Source organism: Burkholderia sp. PAMC 26561 (assembly GCF_001557535.2).
Classification (GTDB): Bacteria; Pseudomonadota; Gammaproteobacteria; order Burkholderiales; family Burkholderiaceae; genus Caballeronia.
The window spans coordinates 123,103-140,843 of record NZ_CP014315.1; the positions used below are offsets into that span (position 1 = coordinate 123,103).

Here is a 17,741-nt window from a genome sequence, read left to right on the forward strand (position 1 = left end):
ACTCTAGGTCAGGAGCCGCTTGCCGGACGTTGCGACAGGTGCTCGCGCAACGACTCGATGAACACGCGGCTCTTGGCGGAAAGACTACGCCGGCTCGTGTAGACCACGTGCACATCGACCGCGTCCGAGACGAGCCTGGGCAGTAGCCGGACAAGCTCGCCGCGAGCAACGGCCGGCGCTGCAAGAAAGTCCGGAAGCCGGCCGACGCCACCTCCATCGATCACGACGGACTGCAGGACGGTCGGCTCGGGAATCACCGTCCCGGGCAACACTTCGAGATCCTGCTCTTCGCCGCTTTCCGTCCTATATCGCCAGCGGGAAATCCGGTTCTCACGGCTCAACAAAGTGTGTCCGGCAAGGTCCTTGACCAAACGCGGCACGCCATGCTTTTCAAGGTAAGCCGGGCTTGCGCAGGTCCACAGTGCAATCGTCGTGAGACGTTGAGCTACGAGATCCGAATCAGGCAGCGCGCCGATGCGGATCGCCACGTCGACCTCCTCGGCCGCGACATCGATGACCTTGTTATCGATATCGAGCACCAACTGGACCTCCGGATAGCGCCGCGTGAACGCCGCCAGCATGGGAGCAAGCAGCCCCACCGCGAACGTGTAAGGCGCGTTGACCTTCAATTTCCCGCGCGGCACCTCGCCGAAGCCGTCCACCGCCGCCTGCGCTTCTTCTACGGACGCCAACAGCAATTTTGCGTGCGGATACAGGGTTGTTCCGGCATCGGTCAGCCGTATGTAACGCATGCCGCGATCGATCAACAACGCGCCGACTTCGCCTTCGAGCCGTGCAAGCGCGCGGCTGATCGACGACTTGGGCTGCTCCAGTGATCGGGCTGTCGCCGAGATGCTTTTCAGTTCGGCAATGCGCAGGAAAACACGTAGATCAGCAAGTTCCATCATTAGACTGTTCCATTTTGGGAACGATACGTTCCGATCATGCCGCTATGGAAGCGTTTGTGCAACGCGTATCGTGAATGTTCATTCACGGACAACAGGCAAAACATCATGGGCAAGATCATTACGGTAGCGGGGGCGACCGGGAACATCGGCACGCGTCTGGTGCGCGCGCTTGCAGGTCAGGGAGCAACCGTGCGGACGCTTGTTCGGGAATCGACGAAAGCCGAAGCGCGCACCGAACTCGAACGGCTCGGCGCGCAAATCGTCCCGGTCGACATGAACAACGCCGCAGTACTTGCTGCGTCGCTGGAGGGATCGGAGGGCGTGGTGTCGACGCTGTCCGGCTTGCGCGACGTTATCGTCGATATGCAATCGAAACTGCTGGATGCAGCGGTCGCAGCCAAGGTGCCGCGTTTTATTGCGTCTGACTTTGCGTGCGACTTCACGCGTCTTGACGACGGGGAAAACCGCAACTTCGATCTGCGGCGCGAATTCAACCAGCGGCTCGACAAAGCACCGATAGCCGGAACATCGATCTTCAATGGCGGCTTTGCCGACATGCTGCTGTCAGGACACGGACCTTTCTTCGATATCGCCAACCGGCGAGTTCAATACTGGGAATCACCGGACCAGGCGATGGACTTCACCACGATGGACAATGTCGCTCATTACACCGCGCTGGCCGCGCTGGATCCGTCGGCGCCGCGTGCATTGAGGATCGCTGGAGACGTAGTCAGCGCCCGCGACATGGCGGCATTTGCCACGGAGATATCGGGTGTTGAATTCAGCCTGTTCCGGCTTGGAACGGCGGACGAACTGGCACGGAGGATCCGCGACGCACGTGCCGCCGATCCGGAAAGCGAGAACGAGGTCTTCCCGGTTTTCCAGCAGATGCAGTACATGCACAACATGTTCAGCGGGCGAGCGAAGATGCTCCATCTGGACAATGTGCGTTATGCATCAATGCGATGGACGACACTGCGGGATTTGCTGGCCGAGAGCGATGGGCTGAAGGGTTTGTCCGGGCGCTGAAGCGTCATGTCAGTTTCGAGCCGGGCAAGTCGCCGCCCGGCTTGGCCGACATCGCCGGCTGCCTTCAAGGATTCAACTCCCGCCCACATCGGCGACCGTTCGCGTGACCTGCTGCTCCCAGAACACCACGCGCCGCTGCACCACGCGCACGATCTGTGCGCCGCACACACCGATCATGGCAAGCAACACGACGCCCGCGAACATCGTCGCCACGCTCATGTTCACCGACGCCGAGCTGATCAGATAACCCAGCCCGCGTTGCGACGAAAGAAACTCGCCGACGACCGCGCCAATCAACGCAAGCGAAATCCCGATCTGCAAGCCGCTGAATATCTCCGATGCCGCCGAAGGCAACTTCACGTGCAGGAACAGATACGCGCGTGATGCAGAAAACGCGCGGCAGGCATCGAGCAGATCCGGATCCGCGCGCCGCAACCCGTTGACCGTGTTGATGAACAACGGGAAAAAGCACACCAGCACCACCAGCACGATCTTCGATGCACTCCCGTATCCGCACCAGACCAGGATGATCGGGCCGAGTGCGACCTTGGGCATCGCCTGCAGGCCGGCCAGAAGCGGAAACACGAAACGCTCGAACAAACGCGACTCGGCGAGCATCGCGCCGAGCAGCACCGCGAGCACCGAGCCAATCGCATAACCCGCCAGTGTTTCGAACAAGGTCGCGCCGATGTGCGGCCACAACGTGCCATCGGCGAAACCGCCGGCGAGCGCATTGAAGACCTGCATCGGCGCGGGCAGCACGTAGTCGGGAATGGCCAGGAGCCTGACCGCCGCCTGCCACGCGGCGATCACCACGATCAGGCTCACCAGCGGATAAACAAAGGCCGGTACCGTCCAGTTTGCGCGTCGGGTGGTCATTGGAAATGTCCCCTCAGGTAACGGCAGGCATCCACGAACGCGGCGCTCGCCATTGTGTCGGCGGTGCGCGGGCGATCGAGCGGAACTGCAAAGTCATCGATGATGCGGCCCGGCCGCGCAGACATCACGACCACGCGGTCGGCCAGGAAAACCGCTTCTGGAATGCTATGCGTGATGAACAGCACCGACTTGCGTTGCGCAAGCCAGATGCGCTGCAATTCAAGCGTGAGCGATTCGCGTGTCATTGCATCGAGTGCGGCGAACGGCTCGTCCATCAGCAGCAGTTCGGGATCGTGCAACAGCATTCGCGCGAGGCCGACGCGCTGCTGCATCCCGCCCGACAACTCCGATGGATAGTTGTCCGCGAACGCGGCAAGCCCGACGAGTTCGAGCAGATCCCGCGCGCGGGTCAATGCGGGCGCTTTCGGCAAACGCAGCGTCTGCGCGGGCAGCATGACGTTACTGAGGACTGTTTTCCACGGCAGCAGGTTCGGCTTCTGGAACGCGACGCCCACATCGCGCCCGGGCCGGTCGAGCTGTTTTCCACCGATGCTCGCGCGGCCTTCCGTCGGCGAGATCAAGCCCGCAGCGACCTTGAGCAACGTGGACTTCCCGCAGCCGGATGGCCCGAGCAGCGCCACGAACTCGCCTTCTTCAATGCGCAAATCGATGTCGCGCAATGCATCGATTACGCCGCTGCGTGTCTGATATCGAACCGAGATCCGTTCTGCGGTGAACGCGGCGGTCGCGCTCATTCCGGATGGCTCGTCAAACAGCTCGCGGCTTCGATAAACAGCAACACTCGCGGCCATGAAGCTTCGTTTGCGTGAGCATTGGCCGAGGCCGATCCACCCGCGGTGATGCGTACGCCGGCGACCGGATGCGGCCGCGCGACGAGCGTAGCCGGCACGTGCGGAAACAGGATCGAATGACCGGCGCCCTCATACCGCAGATGCTCGACAGAATGCGCGAAACCGCGCTGCTTTAGATCATCGACGATCATGTCGGCGTATCGGCTCGATGGCCAGAAGCCGTCATCCGCACCCGAGATGAGAAGGATCGGCCCGGCAATGCGCTCGACTTCGATACGCGATCGCGCGACCGCATCCGCGTCCTCAAGAGCCGATACGAACGCGGGCGCCTGACGGATCGGTTCGCCGGGCGCGGGCGGATGCCTGAACGCACTCCAGTCGGCGTAGCGGTTGTCGTCCCAGACGTGCGGCAGCGCTTTGCCGCCGAGCGTCCATGCAACCGAATCAGGCGCTTCGCCCACGGCGCCCGCACGCAACGTGCCGTGCAACACCGCGCTCGGCACATAGCCAATCACCGCCGAGACAAGGTCCGGATATGTCGCGCCAAGCAACAACGCGAGCTCGCCGCCGCGCGACTGCCCGGCAATCGCCACGAAGCCGTTCCTGGGCTGCACGGCCTGCCGCAGCCAGCCGAGCGCACGCGCAAAATATTCGAGCGGCGTGCGTGAAATGGCCGGCGGTAAACCCGGCGCCTTGAAGTAGCCGAGCGCGAAGGCCGCGATGCCATGCGCCGCGTACAGCGCCGCTCGCGGCTCATTGATGCCGCCACCCGAACCGTTCAGCACGATCACGGCCGGATGCGGGCCAGGCGTTCCCGGAATAAACAACGTACCCACGATGCCCTGCTCGCGAACCTCCCGGCGGGTCACGCCATCGGCGAGGAATTGTTGGGTGAACGAGGCATGCGCCGTAGCGCCACGCGTATCGCGGGCTTCGATCTCGACCTGCAGCGGCTCGATACTATCAACGCCGGGTACTTCCTTCACGCAACGCATCGACCACACGATACCCATTGCCTGCGCGCCACTCCCGGCGTAATCCCCCGAGACCGGCACCGCGGTGCGCAGATCGATGCATCCGGTTTCATCGGCGATAAAGCGGTTGATGCTCTCCCATTCGCTGCCGTCGTGCTGTATTTGCCGCGCGATAGCATCGACCTCCGCGTTCGGCGTGAAGCCCGACAACACAATGTCTCTCGCGACATCGATCAACGCCGTCTGCGGCGTTACATCAATACGCGCGCTCATTGTTGCCTCGCGCGTTCGCGAAGCGCGGCTTCATCGAAGCGGCTGAACTCGGGCACGAACTGGTTCGAGAAGATTTGATCGATGGGAACATCGCCCTTTGGAAATTCCCCGACTTTCTGCATCTCCGCCAGATTCGCACGCACGGCTGGCAGGTTGTACGCGCCCGCTTGCCGCGGCTTGCCGTCGGATGTCAGCAGGACACGGTCGAGCCTGCGCTTGACCAGTTCGACCGCTTCGCGCAGGTTCTTCGTTTCATCGCCTTGCGGTTTCGATTCCGGATGCTCGGCCCAGAACGCATTGACGCAAAACGCCGGGTTCGCCTGGCACACGATCTGCGCCTTCGTATAGGCACGCCCGAATCGCACGATGAGATCCGGATGTTCGGTAAAGGTATCCCGATGCGCGATAAAACCGTTGCCCGCGGTTTCATCGAACACGGACGGGTAGCGGATGCGGCGGATTGGCGTGCCCGAAAGTTCGAGCATGTCGTCCCAACTGCTGTTGAAATTGAGGGCATCGACGGCGCCTGTTTTCAGCGCATGAAAGCCCGCGCCGAGCGCGCCCACCGCCACATACTCGACGTTCGTTCCAGGCTTGAGTCCCGCTTCGCGCAACGCCGCGCGGCTGCCTGGAATCGTGCCCCAGCTCAGCGCGCCGACGCCGATCTTCTTGTCCTTCAGATCACCAAGGGTCTTCACCGGCGACGATGCTAGCACCGCGAACTCCATCGTGTTGGCCGGCACGCCGTTATAGAAATAGCGCACGGGCACAGGCGTGCCGCCGTTCAAATAACTCGATAGAACTGGCTCCGCCGTCGGATAACCGAATGTGATGCGCTTGCTCGCCACTTGCGGAATCAGCGCGCCCGCACCCTGGAAAATGATGAGTTTGACATCGAGCCCTTCTTCCTTGAAGAGCCCGAGCTTGTCGGCTGCGGCATATGGTGCGCCGTCGTGTACGGCTGGCGGGATCGCGAGACCGACGGTGACGGCATCGAGCGCGTGGGCGTTCAATGCGCCAAAGAAGGCGCCCGCAAGCAGCATGGAAGTGACAATGCGCTTGAGCAAGATAGCCCGGATGTTTTTCGTAACGTGTTGTTGTGAGCTGCTCACGTGCTCTCCTTGCAAAACCAACGGACTATCGTAGGCGTTCCTTAAGGAATATATAACGAACAAAAGACGCAATAGATTTGCTGCAAGTTGCTAGCGTGAGCGGCTCAATGGAACGCAGGCGGGATGTCGCGCAAGCAGAGCGCCTGAAGGGAAGGCGCGATGACACCCCAGCTTGCTAAGATGGCGGCTCTTTTTGCCATTTGAACAACATGGTCACCACGCCCATCACCCCGGCGCTGTTACGCGGCGCTCTCGAATACGAACACACCGGACGGGGCGTGATGCCGCATCGCCTGCCTGAGCGTGCGCGTGTTCAATGCGCCGATCCTCAACTGGCGATGGCCGAGGCGCAGCCCTCGGGCGTACGGCTGATATTCCGCACGCACGCGACGAATATCGAACTCGATGTCCTGCCTACCCGTTATTTGTACGCCGGCGCCCCGCCACGGCCGGCGGGCATGTACGACCTGCTTGTCGATGGCAAGCTCCTGCGCCAAAGCAGCGCATCCGGAGGCGACATCGTGACGATCGACATGGCGACTGGCACGGCATCGAAGCAATCGGGTCCGGTCGCCACTCTCCGGTTCAACGACCTCCCTGCTCACGACAAGACAATCGCAATCTGGCTGCCGTACAACGAAATCACTGAGCTGATCGCGCTGCGTACCGACGCGAAAATCGACCATGCCGCCGATACTGGACGAAAGGTCTGGCTGCATCATGGAAGCTCGATCAGCCATGGTTCGAACGGCGACAGCCCCACCTCGACATGGCCTGCGCTCGCCGCCTCCCTCGGCGGCGTGGAGCTGATCAATCTTGGCTTCAGCGGCAGCGCATTACTCGACCCGTTCACCGCGCGAGCGATGCGCGACACACCCGCCGATCTGATCAGCCTAAAAATCGGCATCAACCTGGTCAACACCGACCTGATGCGCCTGCGCGCGTTCACGCCGGCGGTGCACGGCTTTATCGATACGATCCGCGATGGTCATCCGGCCACGCCGCTGCTGATCATCTCGCCGATCCACTGCCCGATACACGAGGACACGCCCGGCCCTGGCGCGTTCGATCTCACCGCGCTTGCAGGCGGCAAGGTTTCGTTTCGCGCGACGGGCGACCCTGACGAGCGCACGTCCGGGAAACTGACGCTGACCGTCATCCGCGATGAACTGCGGCGCATCGCAGAGCAACGCGCCGCCACGGACCCCCATCTTCATTATCTCGACGGACTCGCGCTCTACGGTCAAGCCGATTTCGCCGAGCTGCCGCTGCCGGATCAACTGCATCCGGATGGCCGCACGCATCGGCGCATGGGCGAACGGTTTGCAGAGCTCGCCTTCGGGCGTGATGGTTTGTTTGGCATCGAGTAAACGACGCCACACGCCTCCGCGCTTGCGGTTTAACTACGCCGTTTCTTCGACAACACGATGGTCTCGAAGAGCTCATAGTCCGCGGTCGGCGTCTGGTCGGCGCCGGGCGCGTGATAGTAGTTCATCGTGATCGTCGTATTGCCATGCCGTGTGCCGGGATCGTGATCGAATACCGCGATGCCGTAGCCCGTTCCCGTATCGCGCTGAGCCGACCAGATTGCGTCTTCCAGTGCATCGGCCGGGCGGCGCAAGAACGTATTGGCCGACGTGCCGGGTATGGGGCGATTCGGCTTGGTGAAGATTTGCGCCTGCGGGTTGCCCGTGCCCGCATCGAGCCCGTAGACATCGAGCGGCGCGCTCGTGCCGCCGCCACCGAGAATCAGGTGAACAGTACCGTGCGATGTATCGATAGGTTCGTTCGCGCGGCGAGCCGTCGCGACGGGTTTCGGCTGCAGCGTATCGACGCGCTCGCCGGTGACCGCATCGAATCCTGCATGGTGATTGCAACCGCGCACCGGATGGCTGCGCTCGTAGTCGTGATCGTGGCCGCACAGCACGAGGTCGACGCCGTATTGATCGAAGAGCGGCAGCCATGCTTCCCGGATGCCTTTGTCCGACCCGTTGCCCGTCTTCGATGAACTCAGCGCATCCTGATGCATCTGCACGATGATCCAGTCGATGTCGTCGTCATCGGCCGCATGGCGCAAGGTCTTTTCGAGCCAGCGCGTCTGCTCACCCTTGCTGTAGCCGCGTATGTAGAACGAGGTGCCGGGTTCGACTGACGGATTGCCGGTGCTCGCGGCCGGCACCAGCGGATTGGGCCCGGCCACGAAAGCCGCGGCGTCCTGATAGACGACATCGTCTGCATCCAGCGATACAAACAGGATCGAACTCACACGAAAGCTGTACCAGCGGCCGCGAAAACGCGTGCCGTTGTCGGGCAGTGTGTAGCGCGTGAGATACGAATCGAAGCCCTGCTCGCCGTTGTGGAACTCGACCTCATGGTTGCCCGGACATGGCATCCACGGCCGATTGGCCGCCGACGTCTGCGCGTTGTTGCCGAAATCTCGCCACACTTCCGGTTGATGCGCCGGGTTGAGGTTGGCGTAGCAAAGATCGCCGTTGAGCAGATGAAACAACGGCTGGAAGCGCTCGACGGCTTGCACGGCAAAACGGCTTTGCGGCGATGACAGCACCCAGCCGGTATTGGGCGTCGCGAGGTCGCCGTAGCTCGTGAAGCGAAACGGCGCACGGCCGCGCGGCGCGGTCCGGAACGAGGCGCTGAACGGCTGCCCGGTGTTGCTGTCGTTATCGGCGGTGACTTCGTACTGGTATTCGGTATGCGGCTCCAGGCCGTGAATTACCGCGTGGTAGGTGCAGACAATCTCGCCGTTCAAGCCGTCGGTATAAGTGCGCTGCACGCCGTGCACGACCCTCGCGTGACCATTGCCCGCCGTGCTCACGCGAACGCGCGGATTGGCGGCCGGCGCGAGCGATGCCCAGCTCACGACCACTTCCTTCGATGGATCGTCGCCCCAGGTCAAATGAATCTGCTCGGGTGTGCCATCGGGCGCGGTATCGGCGGCACGCGCTGCGCCGGTCATGGTGGTCGCGGCGCTCGCCAGCGACGACGCGCCGGCAAGCTTGAGGAAGTTGCGTCTCGATACGGTGGCAACGGGATCGGTTCTGGTCTTGTTCGGCATGTCAGGGTCTCGCTCCGGGGATTTTATGGGCCGACAACTGAATCCATTATTGCGAGCGGTATTACCCCGTTATGACATTCGCCATACTTTCCGGGATGGCGAAGCCGATCAACCCGCCGCCGCCCTCAGCGTGACCACGTCACGCCGCGGCGGTGCGCCAAACATGCGCGCATATTCGCGGCTGAATTGCGATGCGCTTTCGTAGCCGACCTGGAACGCAGCCGTCTCTGCATTGGCCGCGTCCGTCAGCATAAGCCGCCGCGCTTCGAGCAGGCGCAACTGCTTCTGGTACTGCAGGGGCGTCATCGATGTCAGCGTCTTGAATTGCCGATGAAACGACGACGGACTCATCTGCGCCTGCAGCGCGAGCTCCTCGATGCGCACCGCTTCAGCAAAACGGTTACGCAACGAGTGGATCACGCTCACCACCCGGTGCGCATGACTGTTGCCTAGCACGATCGCCGCGACATCGGCGGCACGCGGGCCCGTGAGCAGCCAGTAACAGATTTCACGCATGATCGATGGATAAAGCATCGGGATGGCTTGCGGCGTGCCGATCAGGCGCATCAGACGCAATGCGCAATCAGCGAGCGGCCCGTCGAAGTCGGTGACAAAGACGCCGTGCGCCGATTCGCCGTTCGCACCGGCCTCCGGATGGATCGCGCCTTCGGTCGTGGCCAGCCCTTCGAACACATCGCGCATCACGGCCAGGTCGAATTCGACCACGATGCCAAGAAACGGCTCCGTTCTGCTCGCTTCGACCACGCGCCCGACCGCTGGCATCTCGACGCTGACGACCAGCGCCTGACCCGCGCGATAGTGAAACCGCTGATTGCCGAAGATCGTCCATTTCGCGCCCTGCACAATGATGCACAACGCCGGCTTGAAAATGAGGTGCGACGGCTGCTTTTCGCGATTCGAGCGCAGGATCATCACGCCCTTCACGGGCGTCAGGTAGGGGCCGTCACCGGGCTGGGCGTCGGTGTAACGGGTGACGGCTTCAAGCAGGGCATCGTTGGACATGAGCGAAATTCCGTGGGCGCTGAAACCACGATCATATAGGCGTTTCGAGAAAAAAACGCGCGACAGGATCAGGCAAGAAGTGTCCAAGTTCGGGCATTCTGATCTTCGCCTGGCGCGCGTATCGTTGGTCGGACACGAACCCAGTGAAACACAACGGAGTCCATCAATGCCTGATCAAAACACCCCGAAGATCGCAATCGTCACGGGCGGCAGCCGCGGCCTCGGCCGCAACACGGTACTGAACCTGGCGAAGCGCGGTATCGATTCGATCTTCACGTATCACTCGAATCGCGCCGAAGCCGATCAGGTCGTTGCAGCAGTGCGCGAAGCAGGACGCAACGCGATCGCCATTCAACTCGATACCAGCAACACCGCCTCCTTCGATACCTTCACGCAAAACGTTCGTGACGCGCTCTCAAAGCTGGGCGCAGAGCGTTTCGATTTTCTTGTCAACAACGCGGGCACGTCGTTGCACAAAGCGTTTCACGAGACCACCGAAGCCGAACTGGACGCCGTCTACGCGGTCCATTTCAAGGGCGTGTTTTTCCTCACGCAAAAGCTGCTGCCGCTCATCAACGATGGCGGCCGCATCGTGAATATCTCTTCGGGTCTCGCGCGGTTTTCGTTTCCCGGAAGCAGTGCGTATGCGTGCATGAAGGGCGCGGTCGAGGTGCTCACGCGTTATCTCGCGAAAGAACTCGGCGAGCGCCGCATTACCGTCAACACGGTGGCGCCCGGCGCGATCGCGACGGATTTCAGCGGCGGCATGGTCCGCGACAATCCGGACCTGAACAAGCTGATTGCCGGCATGACATCGCTTGGCCGCGTGGGTCATCCCGACGATATCGGCCCGATGATCGCGGCGCTTCTCTCCGACGATAACCGCTGGGTCAACGCGCAGCGCATCGAGGTATCGGGCGGCATGATCATCTGATCCGCTGCGCCCGGTGTTTCATATCAAGGGCAGCGTGAGCCGGATATGCTCGGCGAACACCTTGATCAGATGCGACGGGCGTGCCCGCTCGAACTTCAGCGTAATGCCGATGCCGGGCAACGCGGGAAGTCCGGGATCGCCATTGAGAATGCAGAGATCCGGCGCGACGGCCGTCTGCGTGATGACGGCCACGGCCTGCCCCGAGCGGACCAGGGCCGTAAGACCGGCAAGACTGCTGCTCGCATAAGCGATGCGATACGCCCTGCCCGCGCGCTGCAACGCTTCGCAGGCCGCGACGTGATCGAGCGTGTCCGGATCGGAAAGCGCCAGCGGCAACGGGTCGAAGTGCGCGGCGTCCAGTCCCGGATAACCCACCCAGACCAGCGGCTCACGGCGGATGATGTCGTCGTTCGGGGCACTCTCCGGTAGCGAAATCATCGCCAGGTCCAGCGCATGCATGTCCAGTTGTTCGAGCAATCGAGGCGTGGGCGCGCATACGACCTCCACCAGCGCATCCGGGTGCCGGCTCGAAAACTGCCGCAGCAAATGCGGCAGGAAAACCGTGGCGTAGTCGTCCGGACATCCAAAGCGAATCGTTCCCGACAAGCCTTTGCCGGACAGATCGGCCATTGCTTCGTCGTGCATGCGCAAAATGCGTTGGGCGTGGATCAGCAGGCGTTCGCCGGGGTTGGTCAATACCACGCCGCGACCTGTGCGCTGAAACAGCGGCTGATCGACGATCTCTTCAAGACGCTTCATCTGCTGGCTCAGCGCGGACTGGGTCCGGCCAATCCGGCTGGCCGCGTGGCTGAGCGTCCGGACTTCGGCCACGACGGTGAACGAACGCAGCAGGTCGATTTCGAGTGAAAGGCTCAAGGTATAAGACTCGCTTCTATCTTCCATTAGAACTATTCGATTCTATGAAACCAGAGAGCGAACTAGACTGCAAGCTATTCCCGCCTATTCCGCCTATTCCCGCTTGTCCACGCTTTATTCCTGCCATTCGCCAAGGAGCAGCAAGGTGTCCCGAAACGACGATGCAACCTTCTGGCATAACGCCAGACATCACCTCATCCGCTACGGCGGCACCTTCGAGCCGTTGATCATCGAGCGTGCCAAAGGCAGCTTCGTCTACGACGCAGACGGCCGCGCGATCCTGGACTTCACATCGGGGCAAATGAGCGCGGTGCTCGGGCACAGCCATCCTGAGATCATGTCGGTCATCAACGAATACGCCGGCAAGCTCGACCACCTCTTCAGCGGCATGCTGTCCCGGCCAGTGGTCGATCTCGCGACCCGCCTCGCCGACATCACGCCCGAAGGACTCGACCGCGCACTGTTGCTGAGCACGGGCGCGGAATCGAACGAAGCCGCCATCCGCATGGCGAAGCTGGTCACGGGCAAGTACGAAATCGTAGGGTTTGCGCAGTCCTGGCACGGCATGACGGGCAACGCGGCTTCCGCGACCTACAGCGCCGGTCGCAAGGGCGTCGGCCCGGCGGCCGTCGGCTCGTACGCAATTCCCGCGCCGTTCCTGTACCGGCCGCGTTTCGAGCGCAATGGCGAATACGATTACCTGGCGGAGCTGGACTATGCTTTCGATCTGATCGACCGGCAGTCCAGCGGGAATCTCGCGGCGTTCATCGCTGAGCCGATTCTCAGTTCCGGCGGGATCATCGAATTGCCGGTTGGCTATATGGCAGCGCTGAAACGCAAATGCGAGGAGCGCGGCATGCTGCTGATCCTCGATGAAGCGCAGACCGGCATCGGCCGAACGGGCACCATGTTCGCCTGCGAGCGCGATGGCGTCACGCCCGACATCCTGACGTTATCGAAGACTCTGGGCGCCGGTTTGCCGCTCGCAGCCGTCGTGACGTCCGCCGCGATCGAGGAGCGCGCGCACGAGCTCGGTTACCTGTTCTATACGACCCACGTGTCCGATCCGCTTCCCGCGGCCATCGGCTTGCGTGTGCTGGACGTAGTCGAGCGCGAGGGGCTGGTTGCGCGTGCGAACGTGATGGGCGATCGGCTTAGACGGGGCCTTTCGGGTCTGATGGAACGTTTCGATTGCATCGGCGATATTCGCGGGCGTGGCCTGCTTCTCGGCATGGAGATCGTCAAGGATCGCCGCACGAAAGAACCCGCCGATGGGCTCGGCGCCAAGATCACGCGCGAGTGCATGAATCTCGGGCTCAGCATGAACATCGTGCAGTTGCCCGGCATGGGCGGCGTATTCCGGATCGCGCCGCCGCTGACCGTTCACGAAGATGAAATCGATCTTGGCCTGGACCTGCTCGGCAAAGCGATCGAGCGTTCGCTGTAGTCACGAATGGGGCAAGTCGGCAGCCGTGAAGACAGTTCGCCCGAGCCGGATCTCGAGACGCAGGTCCGGCTCGCGTTCGACAATCTCAACGCGATTCTGGCGGCGGCCGGATGCACATTCGACGACGCGGTCGACGTCACGGTCTTCATGGTCGACCCGGAATCGAAGTTCGAGACAATCTGGAAGGTCGTATCCGAGTACTGGGGCGACGCGCCGCATCCGACACTGACTGCGGTCGGCGTGACCTGGCTCTATGGCTTTCAGTTCGAGATCAACGTGATCGCGAAGTTGCCGGAGAATGCTGAGGCCTGATTGACCGGAGTACGGCCCTCCTACGTGCCGGGAGAACTGCCTCCCGAACCGGCGAGACAGGTTTCACTCAGGAAATCGATGACTTCCTGAATGACGTCCACGCTTGCCGAGTAGTAAATGAACGTCCGCTCGCGGCGCGCGATCACAAGCTTCGCGCGGCGCATGTCCTTCAAATGGAAAGACAGGCTGGACGGAACGATTCCCAGCTTTCCGGAGATCTCGCCGGCAGACAATCCGCGCGGCCCCGTGCCGGCGAGCACCCTGAAAATGGCCAGTCGCGACTCGTGCGATATGGCGCTTAGCGCAAGCATCCTGGCATCTGCGTCCATTTTTATCGTTCGTCGTGATCGACCGGCCAGCCTGTGGGTTCGCTGCTCAAACCTGTGCCATGCCGCCATCGACGGGAAGATCGATCCCCGCGACAAAGCTGCTTTCGTCCGATGCCAGGAACAACGCGGCAGCCGCAAGCTCCTCCGGGCGTCCCATGCGGCCAAGAGGAATGACTTGCGCGAAGGACTCGCGCAGCTTGTCCGATTCTTCCTTCGTCTCGAACTGTGAGTCGATGATCGGCGTATCCACTGGTCCCGGACTCAGCGTATTCACGCGAATGCCGCGATCCTTGAGTTCGAGCGTCCAGGTCCGTGCAAACGAACGGACCGCCGCCTTGGACGCGCTGTATGCGCCGTAAGACTGGAAAGCCTTCACATTGGCAATGGACGACACGAGGATGATCGACCCGCCTTGGCGCATCAAGGGCAACGCCTTTTGCACCGTGAACAGCAGGCCCTTTGTGTTGATACCGAAGATTTTATCGAAATGCTCCGGGCTGATCTGATCAATGCCCTGCAACTCGATAAACCCCGAATTCGCGAACAACACGTCGATCACACCCCTGGTTTCCCTGACCTTGGCGTACAGCCGATCGAGATCGTCCGGATGGGTGACGTCACCCTGAACCGCTGTGACATTCCGGCCGATTGCTTCGACAGCTTTATCGAGTTCCGCCTGCCGCCGCCCGGTGATAAAGACGTGCGCGCCCTCTTCAGCAAACCGCTTTGCTGTCGCGAAACCGATACCGCTGCTGCCACCCGTGATGACCGCGACTTTGCCTTGTAACCTGGACATGATGATTCCCATTTAGAACGTTGTATGCGTGTCGGGCGGTCTTGCCCGACCCCGTGGCAAAGTTATCGAGTTCATCTGGGAACGGCTACGGGCGCTTTCGAATAACGCGAATTCCGCGCGGGAATAAATGCAACTCACCGCGCTCCATGCCCTCTGGGAATGAATGTTATGCGTACGACATGCCTTCCGGATCGTAGGGCCGCGGAAGATGATCTGATCCGTCGGACGCGGATCATCCACTCGCACAGCAAGGGGTACACATGGCACTTCAAGAAAAACTCGACGCCTTGAAGGCGGACTTCAAGGGCGGAAAAGCACCATACTTCGCACCGCCGGAAATTCATCCGGTAATGGAGCGGGCGACTGCGGAACTCATCGCATCGGGTCAGGCACGCCACGCATTGAAAGCCGGCGATATTGCACCGGAATTCACACTGAACGATTCGGACGGCGAACGGGTTTCATCGGCCGCGTTGCTTGCGAAAGGGCCGCTCGTGGTCAGCTTTTATCGCGGCGTGTGGTGCCCTTATTGCAACCTCGAACTTCAGGCGCTCGAAACGTCGCTTGCCGCTTTCAAGGAACACGGCGCCAGTCTGGTCGCCATTTCGCCGCAGAATGCAGTGAATAGCCGCAAGTCGATTCGAACAAACAATCTGAGCTTCCCGATTCTGATCGATACACATAACGATGTGGCCGCGGCATTCGGAATCCGTTTCGCACTTCCGGACTATCTGGTCGATCTCTATCAATCTTTGAAGAACGACCTGCCAGCTTTCAATAGCGACGCTAGCTGGACTTTACCGATGCCGGCGCGATATGTGATTGGACAGGACGGCACGATCCTGTATTCGGAGGTGAACCCGGACTACACGTATCGGCCGGAACCTGACGACATGCTTCCCGTGCTTCGCCAGCATGGAGTCACGGCGGGCGAGTCCGACCAGCGCACCAGGATGTGACGTCGCCCTGGCCATCGCAATACGTCATCCGACGTGCGAGTCCACACCGGCCAGGGTTTCTTCAACGAACGCCACAAACGCCCTCGCTTTCGCGCTCGCCATGCGTCCAGTCGGGAAAAGCGCCCAGAGATCGACGCCGGGAAGGCCCCAGTCGTCGAGCACGGATACGACTTCCCCACTTGCAAGTTCGGGCGCCAGCATCCACTCGGAGACGACCGCCAGGCCCATGCCGGCGAGCACCGCCGCCCGGACGCCCTCCGCGGCCGTGACCCGGACGCGTCCCGAAACCACAACAGACGTCTCGGCCGCGCCGCGTGCGAACGACCACGCTGATCCACCGCCGCCCTGCTCGTAGATGACGGCCTGATGCATGGACAGATCCGCCGGCGTCAGCGGTGTGCCCGCTTTCTCGAAGTACGCAGGCGTTCCGACTACCTTGCGCGGGCTCGTGCCAAGCTTGCGCGCGGTCATGGTCGAATCGTTCAGCGCGCCCATTCGCAAGGCGACATCGACGCCACGTTCGAGCAGGTCGACGTTTTCATCGTCCAGAATGATGTCGATGCTCAGCTCCGGATTGGCCTCCAGAAAAACCGGCAGCCTGGGAACGATGTGAAGCCGCGCAAAGGTCACGGCCGCTGATACCCTGAGGCGGCCGGCCAACCTGCTGGCGGCGCCCTTGGCCGCGAAATCGGCTTCATCGGCCTGCAGGATCGCGCGTCTTGCGTGCTCGTAGTAGGCCTGACCCGCCTCCGTTGGCGTGAGGCCGCGGGTGGACCGGAGCAACAGGCGAACACCCAGGCGATCCTCAAGCTGAGCGACCGCCTTCGATACCGCCGGCTGCCCGACATCGAGAAGCCTCGCGGCTGCCGAAAACGATCCGGATTCGACCACGGATACGAACGTCTCCATTCCAGTCATTCGGTCCACCGTGCGCTCCCTTCTGTCATGTCACGTCGGCCAGGCATCAGCATGCCGCAGTCGAGTCCCGCTTCACCGCCACGCATTTGATCTCGACCAGCAAGCCCGGATGCGCGAGCTCGGATACGCCGATCGAGGTCCACGCGCATGTGCCGCGTGGAAAGACGCGATTCTTCACCTCCCGGAATACCGGCATATGTGTGCTCATCTGCACGTGGTACGTCGTCATATCGACAACGTCTTCGAACGTGCAACCGGCCGCTTGCAACACCGTGCGCAGATTTATCCAGCATGCCAGGAACTGCGCCTCGGGATCGGCGATCACTTCCAGGTCAGCCGTGCGCCCAACTTGGCCAGCGCAGAAAACGATGGCGCCGACCTTTACGGCCGGCGCATATCCTGCACGGGCGACGATATTTTGCATCGCCGAAGGGACGATCACTTCGCGGTCTGTCATGTGATGTTTCCGTTACGGGTTGAAGCAGTCACGGGTTCAAGGGGTCCTTCACTACGGACTGAATTATGACCGCTTACGGACAATACCGAGCGGAGACACTGAGCGCGAAGATGTGTTATCCCGCCGTTCCCGAATACGCGGCCCTAAGCGCCGCGACATCGAACTTCACCATTTTCATCATGGCTTCGGCAACACGCGTGGCCTTTAAGTGATCGGAGTCGGCCATCATTTCGATGAGATCGCCAGGAATGATTTGCCACGAGACGCCAAAGCGGTCTTTCAGCCATCCGCACGCCTCGGGCGCGCCGCCGCCTTCGAGCAGCGCGTTCCAGTAACGGTCGAGTTCTTCCTGATCATCACAATTAACCATGAACGATACCGAGTGATTGAACGGGTCGCCTCCGCCCGAACTCATGGCGATAAACGGCTGCCCGAAGAGGACGAACTCGACGACCTTCGTTGAACCGGCGCTTGTCACCGCGGTTTTCCGGACGACGTGCGAGTCCGGGAAAATACCTGCATAGAATGCGGCGGCTTCCTCTGCTTCGTTCGAGTACCAAAGAAACGGCGTGATTTTTTGAATCGACATTGCAATCTCCTGTCAGTGTTGACTGAATGCGTGGTTAAGCC

At 61.5% G+C, this 17,741-nt stretch carries 18 protein-coding genes and 1 pseudogene; 6 read left to right on the top strand and 13 right to left on the bottom strand.

Translation table 11 applies throughout. The annotated features are described in order from the left end of the window. Positions 1–8: 8 nt before the first annotated feature. A complete protein-coding gene (locus AXG89_RS35170) occupies positions 9–908 on the bottom strand; it encodes a LysR family transcriptional regulator (protein ID WP_205583113.1) in 900 nt (299 codons plus the stop codon). Positions 909–1,013: 105 nt separating this feature from the next. Between AXG89_RS35170 and AXG89_RS35175 the strand changes: the two genes are divergently transcribed. Further along, positions 1,014–1,937, top strand: coding sequence for an NmrA family NAD(P)-binding protein (locus AXG89_RS35175; RefSeq protein WP_075358175.1), 924 nt, complete (start codon positions 1,014–1,016; stop codon positions 1,935–1,937). Positions 1,938–2,009: 72 nt separating this feature from the next. Here the strand turns inward: AXG89_RS35175 and AXG89_RS35180 are convergent, their stop codons facing one another. Genes AXG89_RS35180 through AXG89_RS35195 form a run of 4 tightly spaced genes read right to left on the bottom strand, consistent with a single transcriptional unit; the run spans position 2,010 to position 5,987 of the window. Beyond that, complete coding sequence (locus AXG89_RS35180; RefSeq protein WP_075358076.1) at positions 2,010–2,816, bottom strand: ABC transporter permease; 807 nt, start codon at positions 2,814–2,816, stop codon at positions 2,010–2,012. Further along, positions 2,813–3,571: an ABC transporter ATP-binding protein gene (locus AXG89_RS35185; protein WP_062001445.1), complete on the bottom strand. Its 759-nt coding sequence runs from the start codon at positions 3,569–3,571 to the stop codon at positions 2,813–2,815. Before AXG89_RS35185 ends, AXG89_RS35180 begins: the two co-directional genes overlap by 4 nt. After that, on the bottom strand, positions 3,568–4,875 hold the full coding sequence (locus AXG89_RS35190) for an acyl-CoA thioester hydrolase/BAAT C-terminal domain-containing protein (RefSeq protein WP_075358077.1): 1,308 nt from the start codon (positions 4,873–4,875) through the stop codon (positions 3,568–3,570). Before AXG89_RS35190 ends, AXG89_RS35185 begins: the two co-directional genes overlap by 4 nt. Beyond that, positions 4,872–5,987 (bottom strand): ABC transporter substrate-binding protein, encoded by a 1,116-nt coding sequence (locus AXG89_RS35195; RefSeq protein WP_236873662.1) that lies wholly within the window; start codon positions 5,985–5,987, stop codon positions 4,872–4,874. The genes AXG89_RS35190 and AXG89_RS35195 overlap by 4 nt, the downstream gene beginning before the upstream one ends. 209 nt (positions 5,988–6,196) lie before the next feature. Here AXG89_RS35195 and AXG89_RS35200 point away from each other — a divergent pair, with 209 nt between their 5' ends. Next, on the top strand, positions 6,197–7,357 hold the full coding sequence (locus tag AXG89_RS35200; protein ID WP_075358079.1) for a GDSL-type esterase/lipase family protein: 1,161 nt from the start codon (positions 6,197–6,199) through the stop codon (positions 7,355–7,357). 29 nt (positions 7,358–7,386) lie between these two features. On the opposite strand, the gene AXG89_RS35205 is transcribed toward AXG89_RS35200, so the two are convergent. Both AXG89_RS35205 and AXG89_RS35210 read right to left on the bottom strand, forming a co-directional pair. Further along, positions 7,387–9,060, bottom strand: coding sequence for a purple acid phosphatase family protein (locus tag AXG89_RS35205; protein WP_075358080.1), 1,674 nt, complete (start codon positions 9,058–9,060; stop codon positions 7,387–7,389). A 108-nt stretch (positions 9,061–9,168) separates the two neighbouring features. Further along, a complete protein-coding gene (locus tag AXG89_RS35210) occupies positions 9,169–10,083 on the bottom strand; it encodes an AraC family transcriptional regulator (RefSeq protein WP_075358081.1) in 915 nt (304 codons plus the stop codon). Between the two features lie 166 nt (positions 10,084–10,249). Between AXG89_RS35210 and AXG89_RS35215 the strand changes: the two genes are divergently transcribed. Beyond that, the gene (locus AXG89_RS35215) at positions 10,250–11,017 is read left to right on the top strand and encodes an SDR family NAD(P)-dependent oxidoreductase (RefSeq protein WP_075358176.1); all 768 of its coding nucleotides are present in this window, start codon (positions 10,250–10,252) and stop codon (positions 11,015–11,017) included. 18 nt (positions 11,018–11,035) lie between these two features. Here the strand turns inward: AXG89_RS35215 and AXG89_RS35220 are convergent, their stop codons facing one another. Beyond that, on the bottom strand, positions 11,036–11,920 hold the full coding sequence (locus AXG89_RS35220; RefSeq protein WP_062001438.1) for a LysR family transcriptional regulator: 885 nt from the start codon (positions 11,918–11,920) through the stop codon (positions 11,036–11,038). Positions 11,921–12,038: 118 nt separating this feature from the next. Here AXG89_RS35220 and AXG89_RS35225 point away from each other — a divergent pair, with 118 nt between their 5' ends. Next, positions 12,039–13,340, top strand: a complete 1,302-nt coding sequence (locus AXG89_RS35225) for an aspartate aminotransferase family protein (RefSeq protein WP_075358082.1) — start codon at positions 12,039–12,041, stop codon at positions 13,338–13,340. Between the two features lie 9 nt (positions 13,341–13,349). Then, positions 13,350–13,652, top strand: a pseudogene (locus AXG89_RS35230) (RidA family protein); the annotation flags it as partial. 20 nt (positions 13,653–13,672) lie between these two features. On the opposite strand, the gene AXG89_RS35235 reads toward AXG89_RS35230, so the two are convergent. Together AXG89_RS35235 and AXG89_RS35240 are read right to left on the bottom strand one after the other, a co-directional pair. Beyond that, positions 13,673–13,981 (bottom strand): ArsR/SmtB family transcription factor, encoded by a 309-nt coding sequence (locus AXG89_RS35235; RefSeq protein WP_062001436.1) that lies wholly within the window; start codon positions 13,979–13,981, stop codon positions 13,673–13,675. 46 nt (positions 13,982–14,027) lie between these two features. Then, on the bottom strand, positions 14,028–14,777 hold the full coding sequence (locus AXG89_RS35240) for an SDR family NAD(P)-dependent oxidoreductase (RefSeq protein ID WP_062002303.1): 750 nt from the start codon (positions 14,775–14,777) through the stop codon (positions 14,028–14,030). 260 nt (positions 14,778–15,037) lie between these two features. Between AXG89_RS35240 and AXG89_RS35245 the strand changes: the two genes are divergently transcribed. Beyond that, positions 15,038–15,736, top strand: coding sequence for a peroxiredoxin-like family protein (locus tag AXG89_RS35245; protein ID WP_062001435.1), 699 nt, complete (start codon positions 15,038–15,040; stop codon positions 15,734–15,736). Between the two features lie 24 nt (positions 15,737–15,760). Here AXG89_RS35245 and AXG89_RS35250 read toward each other — a convergent pair whose 3' ends face one another. The 3 genes from AXG89_RS35250 to AXG89_RS35260 form a co-directional block, all read right to left on the bottom strand. Then, positions 15,761–16,663: a LysR family transcriptional regulator gene (locus tag AXG89_RS35250; RefSeq protein ID WP_075358083.1), complete on the bottom strand. Its 903-nt coding sequence runs from the start codon at positions 16,661–16,663 to the stop codon at positions 15,761–15,763. A 37-nt stretch (positions 16,664–16,700) separates the two neighbouring features. Continuing rightward, a complete protein-coding gene (locus tag AXG89_RS35255) occupies positions 16,701–17,111 on the bottom strand; it encodes a RidA family protein (protein WP_075358084.1) in 411 nt (136 codons plus the stop codon). Between the two features lie 115 nt (positions 17,112–17,226). Continuing rightward, positions 17,227–17,700 carry a VOC family protein gene (locus AXG89_RS35260; protein WP_075358085.1) on the bottom strand — a complete coding sequence of 158 codons (474 nt, stop codon included), beginning with the start codon at positions 17,698–17,700 and terminating at the stop codon, positions 17,227–17,229. Positions 17,701–17,741 lie beyond the last annotated feature (41 nt).